The 16498-nt window shown below is 59.3% G+C and carries 14 protein-coding genes; 7 read left to right on the forward strand and 7 right to left on the reverse strand.

Going from position 1 to position 16498, the window contains the following annotated elements:
• Positions 1 to 23: 23 nt before the first annotated feature.
• Positions 24 to 1550, reverse strand: a complete 1527-nt coding sequence (gene gpmI, locus M5B43_RS24160) for a 2,3-bisphosphoglycerate-independent phosphoglycerate mutase (RefSeq protein WP_248752422.1) — start codon at positions 1548 to 1550, stop codon at positions 24 to 26.
• Positions 1551 to 1702: 152 nt separating this feature from the next.
• On the opposite strand from gpmI, the gene M5B43_RS24165 reads away from it, so the two are divergent.
• Genes M5B43_RS24165 through secB form a run of 3 tightly spaced genes read left to right on the forward strand, consistent with a single transcriptional unit; the run spans position 1703 to position 2894 of the window.
• The gene (locus M5B43_RS24165; RefSeq protein ID WP_248752423.1) at positions 1703 to 2116 is read left to right on the forward strand and encodes a rhodanese-like domain-containing protein; all 414 of its coding nucleotides are present in this window, start codon (positions 1703 to 1705) and stop codon (positions 2114 to 2116) included.
• 1 nt (position 2117) lies between these two features.
• Positions 2118 to 2372, forward strand: coding sequence for a glutaredoxin 3 (gene grxC, locus M5B43_RS24170; protein ID WP_248752424.1), 255 nt, complete (start codon positions 2118 to 2120; stop codon positions 2370 to 2372).
• Between the two features lie 42 nt (positions 2373 to 2414).
• The gene (gene secB / locus M5B43_RS24175; RefSeq protein WP_005783933.1) at positions 2415 to 2894 is read left to right on the forward strand and encodes a protein-export chaperone SecB; all 480 of its coding nucleotides are present in this window, start codon (positions 2415 to 2417) and stop codon (positions 2892 to 2894) included.
• A gap of 126 nt (positions 2895 to 3020) precedes the next feature.
• Here the strand turns inward: secB and M5B43_RS24180 are convergent, their stop codons facing one another.
• Positions 3021 to 3476 carry a tRNA (cytidine(34)-2'-O)-methyltransferase gene (locus tag M5B43_RS24180; RefSeq protein ID WP_003171120.1) on the reverse strand — a complete coding sequence of 152 codons (456 nt, stop codon included), beginning with the start codon at positions 3474 to 3476 and terminating at the stop codon, positions 3021 to 3023.
• Here M5B43_RS24180 and M5B43_RS24185 point away from each other — a divergent pair.
• Positions 3475 to 3915: a hypothetical protein gene (locus M5B43_RS24185; protein ID WP_248752425.1), complete on the forward strand. Its 441-nt coding sequence runs from the start codon at positions 3475 to 3477 to the stop codon at positions 3913 to 3915. The two genes, M5B43_RS24180 and M5B43_RS24185, sit on opposite strands and share 2 nt — an antisense overlap.
• 388 nt (positions 3916 to 4303) lie before the next feature.
• On the opposite strand, the gene ntrC is transcribed toward M5B43_RS24185, so the two are convergent.
• From ntrC to glnA, 4 genes are all read right to left on the reverse strand, one after another.
• On the reverse strand, positions 4304 to 5740 hold the full coding sequence (gene ntrC, locus M5B43_RS24190; RefSeq protein ID WP_248752426.1) for a nitrogen regulation protein NR(I): 1437 nt from the start codon (positions 5738 to 5740) through the stop codon (positions 4304 to 4306).
• Positions 5737 to 6822, reverse strand: a complete 1086-nt coding sequence (gene glnL, locus M5B43_RS24195) for a nitrogen regulation protein NR(II) (RefSeq protein ID WP_248752427.1) — start codon at positions 6820 to 6822, stop codon at positions 5737 to 5739. Before glnL ends, ntrC begins: the two co-directional genes overlap by 4 nt.
• 326 nt (positions 6823 to 7148) lie before the next feature.
• A complete protein-coding gene (locus M5B43_RS24200; RefSeq protein WP_248752428.1) occupies positions 7149 to 7685 on the reverse strand; it encodes a chorismate mutase in 537 nt (178 codons plus the stop codon).
• Positions 7686 to 7889: 204 nt separating this feature from the next.
• Complete coding sequence (gene glnA, locus M5B43_RS24205) at positions 7890 to 9296, reverse strand: glutamate--ammonia ligase (protein ID WP_024072899.1); 1407 nt, start codon at positions 9294 to 9296, stop codon at positions 7890 to 7892.
• 333 nt (positions 9297 to 9629) lie between these two features.
• On the opposite strand from glnA, the gene thiI reads away from it, so the two are divergent.
• Both thiI and typA read left to right on the forward strand, forming a co-directional pair.
• Positions 9630 to 11084 (forward strand): tRNA uracil 4-sulfurtransferase ThiI, encoded by a 1455-nt coding sequence (thiI, locus tag M5B43_RS24210; RefSeq protein ID WP_248752429.1) that lies wholly within the window; start codon positions 9630 to 9632, stop codon positions 11082 to 11084.
• Between the two features lie 139 nt (positions 11085 to 11223).
• Positions 11224 to 13044: a translational GTPase TypA gene (gene typA / locus M5B43_RS24215; RefSeq protein WP_248752430.1), complete on the forward strand. Its 1821-nt coding sequence runs from the start codon at positions 11224 to 11226 to the stop codon at positions 13042 to 13044.
• Between the two features lie 194 nt (positions 13045 to 13238).
• On the opposite strand, the gene M5B43_RS24220 is transcribed toward typA, so the two are convergent.
• Positions 13239 to 13673 (reverse strand): YkgJ family cysteine cluster protein, encoded by a 435-nt coding sequence (locus M5B43_RS24220; protein WP_248752431.1) that lies wholly within the window; start codon positions 13671 to 13673, stop codon positions 13239 to 13241.
• A 236-nt stretch (positions 13674 to 13909) separates the two neighbouring features.
• On the opposite strand from M5B43_RS24220, the gene M5B43_RS24225 reads away from it, so the two are divergent.
• Positions 13910 to 16360: a glycogen/starch/alpha-glucan phosphorylase gene (locus tag M5B43_RS24225; protein WP_248752432.1), complete on the forward strand. Its 2451-nt coding sequence runs from the start codon at positions 13910 to 13912 to the stop codon at positions 16358 to 16360.
• Positions 16361 to 16498: the final 138 nt, after the last annotated feature.

A 16498-nucleotide genomic window follows, 5' to 3' on the forward strand; every position in this document is an offset into this window, starting at 1 on the left:
CTGTTTCACGGTGACGCTGGAGTTCAGACCAGAATCGAAGTCCCGGTCATCTCTTTCGGCTTCTCCAGTCCCATCAGCTTCAACAGGGTTGGTGCCACATCCGCCAGCACGCCACCTTCACGCACTTTCAGGTCGCGCTTGCCGACGTAGATGAACGGCACCGGCTCGGTGGTGTGGGCGGTGTGAGCCTGGCCGGTGGATTCGTCGGACATCTGCTCGCAGTTGCCGTGGTCGGCGGTGATCAGTGCTTCACCCCCGACTTTTTCCAAGGCGTCGACGATACGGCCGACGCACTTGTCCAGGCATTCCACCGCTTTGATGGCGGCTTCCAGGTTGCCGCTATGGCCGACCATGTCACCGTTGGCGTAGTTGACCACAATCACGTCGTAACGCTGGTGGTCGATAGCATCGACGATCTTGTCGGTCACTTGCGGTGCGCTCATTTCCGGCTGCAGGTCATAAGTGGCGACTTTTGGCGACGGGATCAGGATGCGCTCTTCACCCGGGAACGGCTCTTCGCGGCCACCGGAGAAGAAGAAGGTCACGTGGGCGTATTTCTCGGTTTCAGCGATACGCAGCTGGGTCTTGCCGTTTTTCGCCAGGTAATCACCCAGTACGTTTTCCAGGCTGCCCGGGGCGAAAGCCGACGGGGCCGGGATATTGGCGGCGTATTGGGTGAGCATCACGAACTCGACTTTCGGCTGGCGCGCGCGCTCGAAGTCTTTGAAACCGGCATCGACGAATACGTGGCTCAGCTCACGGGCACGGTCGGCGCGGAAGTTCATGAACACCACGGCGTCACCGTCTTCGACCTTGACCGGCTCGCCGATGGTGGTGGCTTTGACGAATTCATCGCTCTCGCCACGGGCATAGGCTGCTTCCAGGCCTTCCTGGGCAGTAGCCGCGTGGAATTCAGCCTGGCCGTCGACGATCAGGTTGTAGGCTTGGGCGACGCGGTCCCAGCGATTGTCGCGGTCCATCGCGAAATAACGGCCCACCAGGCTGGCGATGCGGCCCTTGCCGAGTGCGGCGAAGGTGGCGTCGAGCAGTTCGATGGAGGATTGCGCGCTTTTGGGCGGGGTATCGCGGCCGTCGAGGAAAGCGTGCAGGTAGATCTTGTCGGCGCCGCGCTTGAAGGCCAATTCGGCCATGGCGACCAGATGGTCCTGGTGGCTGTGTACGCCACCGTCCGACAGCAGGCCCATGAAGTGCACGGCCTTGCCGGCGGCGACTGCTTTATCTACCGCAGCGCAGATCGTCGGGTTCTCGAAGAACTCGCCGTCACGGATCGCTTTAGTGACACGGGTGAAGTCCTGGTATACCACTCGTCCGGCGCCGAGGTTCATATGGCCGACTTCCGAGTTGCCCATCTGGCCGTCCGGCAGGCCCACGTCCATGCCGGAACCGGAGATCAAACCGTTGGGTACGGTGGCGGTCAGGCGGTCCAGCACGGGCTTGTTCGCCGAGTACACGGCGTTGTCGTGGTGGCTTTCACTGTGTCCGAAGCCATCGAGAATTATCAGGACCAAAGGTTTAGGCGTAGTAGTCATAGATCCTCTCGCGGCGGTAATTAAAGGAAGGCAATTGAAAAGGGAGTGGCAGTTTAAAGCGAAGTTCCAACCACGTCACCGCTTTACGGGGGTTGGCCCCCCCTGGCGGCTGTGTATACTTACGGCCATTTTAACGCCCTGGAACCTCCTTGATGGTTGATCACCTGATTGCATTTGCCACTGCCCACTACCTGCTCGCGGGTGCCTTCGTCATCCTGCTGGCGCTGCTGATCGCTCATGAGATGAGCCGCGGTGGCCGCAGCCTGAGCACGTCGGAGCTGACCGCACTGGTCAACAAGGATGAGGCCGTTGTCGTGGATATCCGCCCGGCCAAGGATTTTGCCACCGGTCATATCGTCGGCGCCCTGAACATTCCCCAGGACAAGCTGATCGCGCGCCTGGCCGAGCTGGAAAAATACAAGGCCAAGACCATCATCCTGGTCGATGCCCAAGGCCAGCATGCCGGCACCCACGCCCGCGAAATGCTCAAGGTCGGTTTCACCGCCGCCAAGCTGTCCGGCGGTATCGGCAGTTGGAAGGCCGATAACCTGCCGCTGGTGAAGTGATATGAGCCAGGTTGTCGTGTATTCCAGCGATTGGTGCCCTTACTGCATGCGGGCCAAGGCCCTGCTTGAGAAAAAGGGCGTTGCCTTCGAAGAGATCAAGGTCGATGGCAAGCCTCAGGTACGCGCCGAAATGGCCCAGAAAGCGGGGCGCACGTCCGTGCCGCAGATCTGGATCGGCAGCAAGCACGTTGGTGGATGCGATGACCTGTTCGCCCTGGAGCGCGCCGGTAAACTCGATGCGCTGCTGCTCGTCTGACTCCAAAACCCTAAAAGACCCCAAGATCAAGAAGGATCTGCGATGACTGACCAACAGAACACCGAAGCAGCGCAAGACCAAGGCCCACAATTCTCGCTGCAACGCATCTATGTGCGTGACCTGTCGTTCGAAGCGCCGAAAAGCCCGGCCATCTTCCGTCAGGAATGGACCCCAAGCGTCGCGCTGGATCTGAACACCCGTCAAAAAGCGCTGGAAGGTGATTTCCACGAAGTGGTGCTGACCCTGTCGGTGACCGTGAAGAACGGCGAAGAAGTTGCCTTCATCGCTGAAGTGCAACAGGCCGGTATCTTCCTGATCCAGGGCCTGGACGAAGCGTCCATGAGCCACACGCTCGGCGCGTTCTGCCCGAACATCCTGTTCCCGTATGCCCGCGAGACCCTGGACAGCCTGGTCACCCGCGGCTCGTTCCCGGCCCTGATGCTGGCTCCGGTGAACTTCGATGCCCTGTACGCTCAAGAGCTGCAGCGCATGCAACAGGAAGGCGCGCCGACGGTTCAGTAATCTCGAACCCGACGCAGCACCCAATGTGGGAGGGGGCTTGCCCCCGATAGCGGTGGATCAGTCACATAAATATCGACTGACACTCCGCCATCGGGGGCAAGCCCCCTCCCACATTTGTTTTGTGTGTTACTTGAAGCCGAGCTGGCGCCAACCTTCGTAGACGGCAACGGCTACGGTGTTGGACAGGTTCAAGCTGCGGCAGCCCTCGCGCATCGGCAAGCGCAGGCGATGGCCGTCGGGCAGGGCGTCGAGCACCTCGGCCGGCAAGCCACGGCTTTCCGGGCCGAACAGGAAGGCATCGCCCTCGGCAAAACTGGCATCATGAAACGGTCGCGAGCCCTTGGTGGTGAACGCGAACAACCGTGGGTGGCCCAGGCTCTCCAGGCAACTGGCGAGGTCGGCGTGGCGCTTGAGGGTGGCGTACTCGTGATAGTCCAGTCCGGCGCGGCGCAGGCGCTTGTCGTCCATGTCGAAGCCCAACGGTTCGATCAAATGCAGGTGGCAGCCACTGTTGGCGCACAGCCTGATAACGTTGCCGGTATTCGGCGGAATTTCTGGTTGAAAAAGGATGACGTGAAACATGCACGGCTCCGAAGGCAAAGATGCGCTGCATTCTACCCCCGAAGAGGACCCAAGGCCGAAGCTATTGCCGCGGGTCATGGGCTCATTGGCAATCGTTGGGCTGATGATTGGCTTGATGATCGGTCGCCTGACCACGCCTGACCCGGTCGAACTGCAGCAAGTAGAGACCGTGGCCGAGGGTGTCGCGGTGTGGTTCAACAGTGAGCCCAAGCTGCACGGCGAGCTTATCGACGGCACCGTGGCGTTGTTGTTCGACGCGCAAGGCCAGGCTGGCAGTGGGCAGCTCAAGGTCAATGACAAGGACGTGAACTGGCGCATTCGCAAGACCGATGGCGGCCTGCTGCTGAACCTGGTGGCGGCTCGGCCTTTGCGCGGGGAGTGGAAGGGGGAGAAGGTCGATGGCCGCTGGCGGCTGCAGATCCATCTCCAAGAGCAATAAAAGAGGGAGTTCCTGGCCTGCCTGTGCCAGGGCTCCCAAAAGCGTGAAGCCTGGGGGCTTCGTATAAAAGAGGGGATTCTCGGCCTGCCTGTACCAAGGTCCCCGAAACTGGGTAGTACCAGGGTTAATGCAGGGCGCGTGCCAGAGTCGTCAAGTTGTGCAAGATAATTCCATCAGAACGCGCAAAGCCCCGGATTCCGGGGCTTTGGTGTTTTTGGAATTCAAGGTTTTCTGAGCGGTTCGGTTGTTTCAGGGTTGAAAGGCTTGCCCGATGCCGGTTCATGGTGCATCGAAATGGTGCACAATCCTGGAGCCTTGTAGAGATGTCAGTGTGGGAGGGAGCAAGCCCCCTCCCACATTAGACTTTCAGTGGATGTGGGAGGTGTGATCAGGCGTCATCGCCCTCGTCATCATCCCCGCCGTCCACCTTCATCCCCAGCTCCTTGATCTTGCGAGTCAGGGTGTTGCGGCCCCAACCCAGCAGCACGGCGGCGTCGCGGCGTCGGCCGGCAGTGTGCTTCAAGGCGGTTTCGATCATGATCCGCTCGAACGCCGGCACGGCGCTGTCCAGCAGGCTCGACTGACCGCGTGCCAGGGCCTGGTCGGCCCATTGGCGCAGCGCCTGTTCCCAATTGGTCACCGGTGCCGAATCCTGAGGGAGGTTCAGCAGCTCAGGCGGCAGGTCGCTGATATGTACTTCACGCCCGGACGCCATCACGGTGATCCAGCGGCAGGTGTTCTCCAATTGGCGCACGTTGCCGGGCCACGGCAGGTTCTTCAGGTATTCCTCGGTCTCGCTTTTGAGCAGCTTCGGCTCGACCGCCAGCTCTTGGGCGGCGCGGCTGAGGAAGTGGCGGGCAAGCGTTGGGATGTCTTCGCGGCGGTCCGACATCCGTGGGATGTGGATGCGGATCACGTTCAGGCGGTGGAACAAATCCTCACGGAACTTGCCGGCGTGCACCAGGGTTTCCAGGTTCTGGTGGGTCGCGGCGATGATGCGCACGTCCACCTTGACCGGCGTATGCCCGCCCACGCGGTAGAACTCACCATCTGCCAGGACGCGCAGCAAGCGGGTCTGGGTATCGGCCGGCATGTCGCCGATTTCATCGAGAAACAGTGTGCCGCCGTCAGCCTGTTCAAAACGCCCGCGACGCAGGTTGGCTGCGCCGGTAAACGCACCTTTCTCATGGCCGAACAGCTCGGACTCCATCAAGTCCTTCGGAATCGCCGCCATGTTCAGCGCGATGAACGGCGAGGCTGCCCGTGGGCTGTGACGGTGCAGGGCATGGGCGACCAGTTCTTTACCGGTGCCTGACTCGCCGTTGATCAGCACGGTGATGTTGGAGTGGCTCAAGCGCCCGATGGCGCGAAACACTTCCTGCATCGCCGGTGCTTCACCGATGATTTCCGGGGTGCGGGTCAGGGTGGGCGGGGCTTCCTGGCTTTGCTGCTCCTGGGCGTGCTGGTTGGCGCGCTTGACCAGTGCCACGGCTTCATCCACGTCGAATGGCTTGGGCAAGTATTCAAACGCCCCGCCTTGGTAGGATGCGACAGCGCTGTCCAGGTCCGAGTGCGCAGTCATGATGATCACCGGCAGGCGCGGGTGCTGTTCGCGAATCCGCGCGAGCAAGTCCAGGCCGCTGGCACCGGGCATGCGGATGTCGGAGATGATCACGTCCGGCTGCTGGCGAGCCAGGCGGCTCATCACCCCGTCGGCGCTGTCGAAGCTCTGGGTGGTCATGCCTTCCTGTTGCAAGGCTTTCTCGAGGACCCAGCGGATAGAACGGTCGTCATCGACGATCCACACAGTTTCACTACGGCTCATGTCGATGGGGCTCCTTGTTCCAGAGGCAGAAAGATCGAGAACGTGGTGTGGCCAGGATGGCTTTCACATTCGATCAGACCCTGGTGCTGGCTGATGATGTTCTGGGTAATGGCCAGGCCCAGCCCGGTACCGTCCGGGCGGCCACTGACCATGGGAAAGAAGATGGTTTCCTGGAGTTCCGCAGGAATGCCTGGGCCGTTGTCGATGATCTCGACCTTGGTTACCAGGCGATGGCGCACATGGCCGATGGTGAACTGGCGCAGGGTACGGGTACGCAAGCTGATGCGGCCCAGTCGCAGCTCGTTCTGGCTGCTGATGGCCTGCATGGCGTTGCGCACGATGTTGAGTACCGCTTGGATCATCTGTTCGCGGTCGATCAGTACGTCGGGAATGCTGGGGTCGTAGTCGCGCACCAGGGTGATGCAGCCCTGGCTTTCGGCATCGACCAGTTGGCAGACTCGCTCGAGCACCTCATGCACGTTAGTCATTGCCAGCGACGGCAGCTTGTTGGAGCCGAGCATGCGGTCTACCAGATTACGCAGGCGGTCGGCCTCTTCAATGATGACGTTGGTGTAGTCCTTGAGGTGCTCGTCCGGCAGCTCGCGGGACAACAACTGTGCCGCGCCACGAATGCCGCCCAGCGGGTTCTTGATCTCATGGGCCAGGCCGCGCACCAGCATCTTGCTGGTCTCCTGCTTGGACAGCTGGGCTTCTTCCTTGGTGATGCGCAGCAGGCGGTCGCGGGGGTGCACTTCGAGCAGCAGCAGGGTGGCGCCATTGCTCAGGATCGGGGTCACGGCGTAATCGACGGTCAGCGTCTGCCCGGTCAGCGCGGTCAGCATCGCCTCGCGCTTGGTGAACGGGTGCGCTTGCTCCACTGCCTGGCGCAACGAACTCAAGGCTTCGGCTGACTCGGTGAACAATTCGCTGATGAACTGCCCATGGCTGCGCTGGCCACTGATGGCCAGGAGCATCTCCGCCGCCGGGTTCATGTACTCAAGACGCAGGTCGTCGTTGAGCAGGATGGTCGCGGTGGTCAGGTTGTCGAGTAGCAAACGGTGCAGTGCATCGCTGATGGTCATCAGGACCTCTTTTGGAGCAAGGCGTGGGCTTGAGGCACACGCTGATACAAGGAAAATGCAAAAACCAAACCAAAGCTCCGAAAAGAAGCGTCCAGCCCCTGAAATGGGGGCTTAAGGCGCGAAACTGTGGCGTTCTGCCAGCTTTCCCGGGAAGAATCGAACCAAAATGGGTTGATCAGGTGGGAAGGGTGCAAGCTATTGCACCAATATAGTGCGGTTTTGTGAAGGTTGTTCAGGACGCTACCAGGGGTGGGCTTGAATGCATGCGGGCCAAATGTGGGAGGGGGTAGGCCCTCTCCCACAACTCTTGATCGGGCTTGCAGCCCTTAGCCTTTGTAAATGCACAGCTCGGCCGTGGCACGGATCATCGCCAGTTGGCGCATCGGGTCGTTCAAGGGTTCATGCACCGCCTCGGCCAGCCATTGCGGGCATTGTGGGTCGGTGCGCTGTGGGCTGAAATCGGCCAATTGTTCCAGCAGGCGTTTTTGCAGTCGGTCCAGTTGTGGGCGAATCTGCTTGACCAGATCCGGGCGCGGATCGGCAGGCGCCTTGCCCTGGAACTGCCAGTCGGATAAGTGGGTGTATTGCACCAGTTTGTTCGCCTCGATCTGCGCGGAGAAAAACTGCTCGGCGGCGGCGGGCGCCAGCTTGTATTCCGGCGCCTGGGCGATAACGCTGGCGATTACTTCTTGCTCGCGCTTTTTATCTTCTACGGGCTTTTTACTGTCCCATTTGCTCAAGGCCACCTGGTCGGCGATGGCCAGGCGTTCGGCGATGCTGTTGAGTAAAGGTTCGAGACTGGGCGGTGCAGCGCTCGCACTGGCACTGACGAATAACAGAGCGAACACAAGTCGACGTTTCAATGGTGATCTCCTGTGGGAGGGGGCTTGCTCCCGATGGCGGTGTGGCGGTAACACCTATACTGCCTGACACTCTGCCATCGGGAGCAAGCCCCCTCCCACATTTTTCATTGGGTTTGCAGATGTGAAGCTGGGTAATCTCCAGGAAAAAAAAGACCTCCCGAAGGAGGTCTTTTTTGTCACGCCACGTTAAGCAGCGCTACCGGATCAGCAGCTGTAGTACAGCTCGTATTCCAGTGGGTGTACGAAGGTGCGTACTTTGATTTCTTCTTCGCTTTTCAGCTCGATGTAGGCATCGATGAAGTCGTCGCTGAATACGCCGCCTTTGGTCAGGAACGCACGGCCCTTGTCCAGCTCTTCCAGGGCTTCTTTCAGGCTGCCGCACACTTGTGGGATCTCTTTGGCCTCTTCAGGCGGCAGGTCGTACAAGTTTTTGTCGGCGGCGTCGCCTGGGTGGATCTTGTTCTGGATACCGTCCAGGCCGGCCATGACCAGGGCAGCAAAGGCCAGGTATGGGTTGGCTGCCGGATCCGGGAAGCGAGCTTCGATACGGCGAGCGCGTGGGCTGGACACGTAAGGAATACGGATCGAGGCGGAACGGTTGCGAGCCGAGTAGGCCAGCATTACCGGAGCTTCGAAACCTGGGACCAGACGCTTGTAGGAGTTGGTCGATGGGTTGGTGAAACCGTTCAGGGCCTTACCGTGCTTGATGATGCCGCCGATGAAGTACAGGGCGGTGTCGGACAGGCCGGCATAACCTTCGCCAGCGAAGGTGTTCTTGCCTTCTTTGGCGATGGACAGGTGAACGTGCATACCCGAACCGTTATCGCCGTACAGCGGCTTAGGCATGAAGGTAGCGGTACGGCCGTAGGCATCAGCCACGTTGTGTACGCAGTACTTCAGGGTTTGTACTTCGTCAGCCTTGGCGACCAGGGTGTTGAACTTCACACCGATTTCGTTCTGGCCGGCAGTCGCCACTTCGTGGTGGTGAACTTCGATGACCAGGCCCATCTCTTCCATGGCGTTGCACATGGAGGTGCGGATTTCGTGGTCGTGGTCGAACGGCGGAACTGGGAAGTAACCACCTTTGATACCTGGACGGTGGCCTTTGTTGCCGCCTTCCACGTCCTGGTCGGACATCCACGAACCTTGTTCGGAGAAGATCTTGAACATGGAGCCGGAGATGTCGGACTTGAACTTGACCGAATCAAAGATGAAGAATTCTGGCTCCGGGCCTACGAATACGGTGTCGCCGATACCGGTCGACTTCAGGTATTCCTCGGCACGCTTGGCGATCGCACGTGGGTCGCGGTCGTAGCCTTGCATGGTCGAAGGCTCGATCACGTCGCAGACGATGATCAGCGTTGGGTCTTCGGTGAACGGGTCGAGCACGGCGGTGCTGTCATCCGGCATCAGGATCATGTCGGAAGCTTCAATGCCTTTCCAGCCGGCGATGGAGGAGCCGTCGAACATCTTGCCTTCTTCGAAGAAAGCATCATCCAGAGCATCGCGAGCCGGCATGGTCACGTGGTGCTGAGTACCTTTGGTGTCCGTGAAGCGCAGATCAATCCATTTAACGTCATGATCTTTGATGAGTTGAACCGACTTCGACATGGTGTCCTCCGGGTGGCTTCGGGCTGGGTAGTGGAGTTAGCCCTTAGAATGTGGGTGATGCCGGCGCGGATACTCCGCCAAGGCAACCTGCCTCACAAGAGAGCAAATTGCATGCCAGTGCGCCAACATGGCCTTTTTGCTTCAAAATGGCCCCTATAACGGTGCAATCCGTTGAAACGGAATAATTAGCGCACTGCAATGTAGCGTTTATTTTTGTAAATGACCCGTTTTGGTGCGTTGCGTGTTCGATGCATATTAACTGGTTAAACCTTGAGCGATTTCCGCTATAATCCGCGCCCCCCTTTTTCAGCAGGCCCGGCGCGCGCTGTTTCCATGAAATTAATCGTTAAAGTCTTCCCCGAGATCACCATCAAAAGCCGACCGGTACGGACGCGTTTCATCCGTCAATTGGCCAAGAACATCCGTGCCGTGCTCCGTGACCTGGACCCGGCTGTGGTGGTGAACGGCGTGTGGGACAACCTCGAGCTGGAAACCCGCGTCACCGACGCCAAAGCCTTGAAGGATATGACCGAGCGCCTGAGCTGCATGCCGGGTATCGCGCATTTCCTGCAGGTGGATGAGTACCCGCTGGGCGACTTCGACGACATCACCGACAAGTGCAAGCAGCACTACGGCAGTGCGCTTGAGGGCAAGATCTTTTCGGTGCGTTGCAAGCGCGCCGGCAAGCACCTGTTCAGCTCCATGGACGTTGAAAAATACGTTGGCAGCAAGCTGCGTCGCGAGTGCGGCGCAGCCGGTATTTCGCTGAAATCGCCGGAAATCGAAGTCCGTATCGAAATTCGCGACCAACGGTTGTTTGTGATTCACAGCCAGCACAACAGCATCGGCGGCTACCCGCTGGGCGCCCTGGAACAGACCCTGGTCCTCATGTCCGGCGGTTTCGATTCCACGGTGGCGGCCTACCAGATCATGCGCCGCGGCCTGATGAGCCACTTCTGCTTCTTCAACCTGGGCGGGCGTGCCCATGAATTGGGCGTGATGGAAGTCGCGCACTTTATCTGGAAGAAGTACGGCAGCTCCCAACGCGTGCTATTTGTGAGCGTACCGTTTGAGGAAGTGCTGGGAGAAATTCTCGGCAAAGTCGATAACGGTCATATGGGTGTCGTATTGAAGCGTATGATGTTGCGCGCTGCCTCGCGGATTGCCGATCAGTTGCAGATCGACGCCCTGGTGACCGGCGAAGCGATTTCCCAGGTTTCCAGCCAGACGCTGCCGAACCTGTCGATCATCGACTGTGTCACCGAGAAGCTGGTCTTGCGCCCGCTGATCGCCAGCCACAAGCAGGACATCATCGACCTGGCAGAAGAAATCGGCACCGCCGACTTTGCCAAGCACATGCCTGAGTACTGCGGGGTCATTTCGGTGAACCCCAAGACCCACGCCAAGCGCCACCGCGTGGAGCATGAAGAGAAAGAATTCGACATGGCGATTCTTGAGCGTGCGCTCGAGAATGCCAAGCTGGTGCCAATCGATCGCGTCATCGATGAATTGGGCCAGGATGTGAAAATCGAAGAAGTCAGCGAAGCCCTGGCCGGCCAGATCGTCATCGATATCCGTCACCCGGATGCCGCTGAAGATGAGCCGCTGGAAATCGCTGGCATCGACGTGCAAACGCTGCCGTTCTACGCACTGAACGCGCGTTTCAAGGAACTGGATAACAGCCGTCAGTACCTGCTGTATTGCGACAAAGGCGTGATGAGTCGCCTGCATGCCCACCATTTGCTCAGTGAGGGGCATGCCAATGTGCGCGTTTATCGACCGAGCTAAGAGCCCGGGGCTGTTTGCCTGTGGCCTGCGTCACCGGCCCCCCGACTCTGCCGTCAAGCTGTAACGGCAAGGCCTGACTCTACTGTTAATCGCTGCCACGACCTGTCAGCACACCGAATCCTCTGATCGAGATACACAAGTGATCGAAAATCTACGTAACATCGCCATCATTGCCCACGTTGACCATGGTAAAACCACCCTGGTAGACAAACTCCTGCGTCAATCCGGCACCCTGGAGCGCAACGAGCTCAACGACGAGCGCGTGATGGACTCCAACGACCAGGAAAAAGAGCGCGGCATTACCATCCTGGCTAAAAACACCGCTATCAACTGGAACGGCTACCACATCAACATCGTGGACACCCCGGGCCACGCCGACTTCGGCGGCGAAGTTGAACGTGTAATGTCGATGGTTGACTCCGTTCTGCTGCTGGTTGACGCTCAAGACGGCCCTATGCCGCAAACCCGTTTCGTGACCAAGAAGGCTTTCGAAGCCGGCCTGCGTCCGATCGTGTGCATCAACAAGGTTGACCGTCCAGGCGCGCGTCCGGACTGGGTTCTGGACCAGATCTTCGACCTGTTCGACAACCTGGGTGCCACCGAAGAACAGCTGGACTTCAAAGTCGTCTACGCCTCGGCCCTGAACGGTATTGCCGGTCTGGACCACACCGACATGGCTGAAGACATGACCCCGCTGTACCAGTCGATCGTCGACAACGTACCGGCGCCAAAAGTTGACCGTGAAGGTCCGTTCCAGATGCAAATCTCGGCACTGGACTACAACAGCTTCCTGGGTGTTATCGGTGTTGGCCGTATCGCTCGTGGTAGCGTCAAGCCGAACACGCCAGTTGTCGCCATCGGCGCCGACGGCAAGAAGCGTAACGGTCGTATCCTGAAGCTGATGGGTCACCACGGTCTGCACCGTATCGACGTTGAAGAAGCGTTTGCCGGCGACATCGTGTGCGTGAGCGGTATGGACTCGCTGTTCATCTCCGACACCCTGTGCCAGCCGGACGCGGTAGAAGCGATGAAGCCTCTGACCGTTGACGAGCCAACCGTTTCCATGACCTTCCAGGTAAACGACTCGCCTTTCTGCGGTAAAGAAGGCAAGTTCGTGACCTCCCGTAACATCAAGGAGCGTCTGGACAAAGAGCTGCTGTACAACGTTGCTCTGCGCGTTGAAGAAGGCGACTCGGCTGACAAGTTCAAAGTTTCCGGCCGTGGTGAGCTGCACCTCTCGGTACTGATCGAAACCATGCGTCGCGAAGGCTTCGAAATGGGTGTAGGTCGTCCTGAAGTGATCATCCGTCAGGTTGACGGCGTGAAGCAGGAACCGTTCGAAAACGTCACCATCGACACCCCTGAAGAATCCCAGGGCAAGGTCATGGAAGAGATGGGCCTGCGTAAGGGCGACCTGACCAACATGGTGCCGGATGGCAAAGGCCGTGTGCGTCTGGAATACAACATCCCTGCTCGTGGTCTGATCGGTTTCCGTAACCAGTTCCTGACCCTGACCAACGGTGCTGGCATCCTGACCTCGATCTTCGATCGCTACGACACCATGAAGTCCGGCGACATGTCCGGCCGTCAGAACGGTGTTCTGGTATCGGTAGAAACCGGCAAGGCGCTGACCTACTCCCTGGAAACCCTCCAGGCACGTGGCAAGCTGTTCGTTGAGCACGGTCAAGAGATCTACAACGGTCAGATCGTTGGTCTGAACAGCCGTGACAACGACATGGGCGTCAACCCAACCAAAGGCAAGAAGCTCGACAACATGCGTGCTTCGGGTAAAGACGAAACCATCGCCCTGGTTCCACCTGTTCGCTTCACCCTGGAACAGGCTCTGGAATTCATCCAGGACGACGAGCTGTGCGAAGTGACGCCGAAGTCGATCCGCCTGCGTAAGAAGATCCTGGACGAAGGCGAGCGTACCCGCGCTGCCAAGAAAGCCAAGAACTGAGTTAACTCAGGCTGAATGAAAAACGCCCCCGGTCGAAAGGCCGGGGGCGTTTTTTTATGCCTGCAAATTGTGTGCTGACTTTGCTGGCCCTATCGGGAGCAAGCCCCCTCCCACACGTTGAATGCATTCACAGATCAAAATGTGGGAGAGGGCTTGCCCCCGATGAGGCCCTTCAGAACACTACAAAACCCGAGTCAGAACTTATCGAGAGTCTTGACGTTAGTCTCGCGCACCACTTCCTTGGGCTTGTAAGCACAGTACCCCGGCCGAGGCCCGATTTTCGGGTGGTTGCGGCAAGTATCCGGACGCTTGTCATAAATAGTGCAGAAGCGCGTCTTACGATCCAGGTACAGGCAGTCGTTGTTGCTCATGCGTTGCAGGGTAAAAATCTCGGATTTGTTGTTGTAGCGCTCGACAATGCCTTCCTTCTGCAACCGCTTGGCGATGTTCTTCGGCGGGTCGCCGCGCTCGAACTCATCGACGATACCGATGCGGATCAGGTCCTTGATCTTTACCTCAACCGGCAGCGTGCAGCAGCTGGACACGCAGCCACCGCACATGTGGGCGGAATATTTCTGCCAGGTCTCGAGACGGTCGAGTTCCGCGGCGGCGATCAGTTGAGGCTTCATCAGGGTTCCAAGGTGAGGCTGTATCCGGGCGCGCGATCATACCGGGATTGGTGGTTTTTTGAACAATATTTTGCAGATTTCATCCTGGACGGCGCCCTGGATGAAAGCAGGCACGGCCCCTGCATCTTATTTGGGCAAAGCTGAATGAGTTAAAAAACTGCCGAACCAGCCCGTCTACCGTCTGTCAGACCGACTAGGCTCTAGCAACTCCTTCAATCTCGCCCGAGGTCGCACCGATGTCTCAGGAACCGCTTGCACGAGAAGCAGAGGTAGCCGCATTCCGCGATGCCGTCTTGACCAAACTCACCTATGCGGTGGGCAAGGACCCGGATCACGCCTTCGACCATGACTGGTTCGAAGCCATCGCCCTGGCCGCCCGCGACCAGATGGTCGACCACTGGATGGACCATACGCGGCGTATCTACCGCAAAGGCCAAAAGCGGGTTTACTACCTTTCCCTTGAGTTTCTGATCGGGCGCTTGCTCTACGACAGCCTGAGCAACCTCGGTGTGCTGGAGATAGCCCGCGAAGCCCTGGCCGAACTGGGCGTCGACCTGGAACGCATCCGCTTGCTGGAGCCCGATGCGGCCCTGGGCAACGGGGGCCTGGGCCGTCTGGCGGCGTGCTTCATGGAAAGCATGTCGACCTTGGGCATTGCCGGCCATGGCTATGGTATTCGTTATGAGCACGGCCTGTTCCGTCAGGCGATTGTCGATGGCTGGCAGCAGGAGCAGACCGAGCGCTGGCTGGACTTTGGTAACCCTTGGGAGTTCGAGCGGGCCGAAGTGATTTACCCGATCGGATTTGGGGGCAGCGTCGAAACCCTGGCGGACGCTTCCGGCAAGATGATTCAGGTGTGGTCGCCTAACGAAACCGTACGAGCGGTTGCCTATGACACGCCGGTCGTCGGCTGGCGTGGCGCCAGCGTCAACACCCTGCGCCTGTGGCGTGCCCGGGCCGTGGAAGATCTGCACCTGGAACGGTTCAACGCCGGTGACCACTTGGGCGCCGTCGCCGAAGTGGCCCGTGCCGAGAGCATCTCGCGAGTGCTTTACCCCGCCGACAGCACCGAAGCGGGGCAGGAATTGCGCCTGCGCCAAGAGTACTTCTTCGTCTCCGCCTCGCTGCAAGACTTGCTGCGCCGCCACAAAAACATGCACGGTTCGGTACTGAGCCTGGGCGAGCACGCCGCCATCCAGCTCAATGACACCCACCCGTCCATCGCCGTGGCCGAGCTGATGCGCCAACTGGTGGACCTGCACGACATCCCGTGGGAAGCCGCATGGGATGTCACCGTCGAAACCTTGTCGTACACCAACCACACCCTGCTGCCCGAAGCCCTGGAAACCTGGCCGGTCGGGCTGATGGAGCGCATGCTGCCCCGGCACATGCAGATCATCTACTTGATCAACGCCCAGCACATTGACTCGCTGCGCGCCAAAGGCATCCACGACTTCGACGTACTGCGCGCCGTGTCGCTGATCGAAGAAGACAACGGTCGCCGCGTGCGCATGGGCAACCTGGCGTTCCTCGGTTCCCATAGCGTCAACGGCGTATCGGGCTTGCACACCCAGTTGATGCGCAGCACGGTGTTTTCCGAACTGCACAAGCTCTACCCTGACCGTATCAACAACAAAACCAACGGCATCACCTTCCGCCGCTGGTTGTACCAGGCTAACCCCAAGCTGACCGAAATGTTGGTGGAGGCCCTGGGCCCGGACATTCTCGACAACATGGAAACCCGCCTCACGGAGTTGGAAACCTTCGCCGAGAAGCAGTCCTTTCGCAAAGCCTTCGCCGAACAGCGCCTGCACAGTAAACGTGCACTGGCCGATATCATCCACGAGCGCCTGGGGATTTCGATCAACCCGGCGGCGATGTTCGACGTGCAGGTCAAACGTATCCACGAGTACAAGCGTCAACTGCTGAACCTGTTGCACACCGTGGCGTTGTACCAAGCGATCCGCGCCGAACCGGGCACCGACTGGGTGCCACGGGTGAAGATCTTCGCGGGCAAGGCGGCGGCGAGTTATCACCAGGCCAAATTGATCATCAAACTGACCAACGACATCGCCCGCACGGTCAACAACGACCCGACCGTGCGCGGTTTGCTCAAGGTGGTGTTCCTGCCCAACTACAACGTCAGCCTGGCGGAAAGCATCATTCCGGCGGCGGATTTGTCGGAGCAGATTTCCACCGCAGGCTTCGAGGCATCCGGCACCAGCAACATGAAGTTCGGCCTCAACGGTGCACTGACCATCGGCACCATGGATGGTGCAAACGTGGAGATGCACGAGCTTGTCGGTGCCGAGCACATGTTTATCTTCGGCCTCACTGCCCAGCAGGTCGAAGCGCGCAAGCACGCCGGTGAGTTCAATGCCGGACCGGACATTGCCGCGTCTCATCGTTTGAGCGATGTGCTGCAGGCAATTCGCGGTGGGGTGTTCTCGCCGGATGATCCGGGGCGTTATGTGGGCTTGATCGACGGCTTGATCGACTACGACCGCTTCCTGGTGTGCGCCGACTTCGATGCCTACTGGGACGCCCAGGCCCGGGTCGAAGCGCATTGGCACGACTCCAAGGCGTGGTGGCGTTCGGCGGTGCTGAATACGGCGCGGATGGGCTGGTTCTCGTCCGACCGGACGATCCGCGAATACGCCACCGAGATCTGGAAAGCGCTGGACTAAACACTGCAATACAACATGTGGGAGGGGGCTTGCCCCTCGATGGCGGTATGTCAGTTTGCAGATTATGTCGACTGGTATACCGCTATCGGGGGCAAGCCCCCTCCCACATTGGTTCTGCGTCGATATACTAGGCTCGGT

The sequence above is a fragment of the Pseudomonas sp. MWU15-20650 genome, from assembly GCF_023242475.1.
GTDB lineage: Bacteria > Pseudomonadota > Gammaproteobacteria > Pseudomonadales > Pseudomonadaceae > Aquipseudomonas.

Coding starts and splice junctions, on each gene's coding strand:
- gpmI (WP_248752422.1), bottom strand. CDS start 1,550: ATGACTACTACGCCTAAACCTTTGGTCCTGATAATTCTCGATGGCTTC.
- glnL (WP_248752427.1), bottom strand. CDS start 6,822: ATGACCATCAGCGATGCACTGCACCGTTTGCTACTCGACAACCTGACC.
- ntrC (WP_248752426.1), bottom strand. CDS start 5,740: ATGAGCCGTAGTGAAACTGTGTGGATCGTCGATGACGACCGTTCTATC.
- thiI (WP_248752429.1), top strand. CDS start 9,630: ATGAAATTAATCGTTAAAGTCTTCCCCGAGATCACCATCAAAAGCCGA.
- glnA (WP_024072899.1), bottom strand. CDS start 9,296: ATGTCGAAGTCGGTTCAACTCATCAAAGATCATGACGTTAAATGGATT.
- M5B43_RS24225 (WP_248752432.1), top strand. CDS start 13,910: ATGTCTCAGGAACCGCTTGCACGAGAAGCAGAGGTAGCCGCATTCCGC.
- M5B43_RS24220 (WP_248752431.1), bottom strand. CDS start 13,673: ATGAAGCCTCAACTGATCGCCGCCGCGGAACTCGACCGTCTCGAGACC.
- M5B43_RS24165 (WP_248752423.1), top strand. CDS start 1,703: ATGGTTGATCACCTGATTGCATTTGCCACTGCCCACTACCTGCTCGCG.
- M5B43_RS24185 (WP_248752425.1), top strand. CDS start 3,475: ATGCACGGCTCCGAAGGCAAAGATGCGCTGCATTCTACCCCCGAAGAG.
- grxC (WP_248752424.1), top strand. CDS start 2,118: ATGAGCCAGGTTGTCGTGTATTCCAGCGATTGGTGCCCTTACTGCATG.
- secB (WP_005783933.1), top strand. CDS start 2,415: ATGACTGACCAACAGAACACCGAAGCAGCGCAAGACCAAGGCCCACAA.
- M5B43_RS24180 (WP_003171120.1), bottom strand. CDS start 3,476: ATGTTTCACGTCATCCTTTTTCAACCAGAAATTCCGCCGAATACCGGC.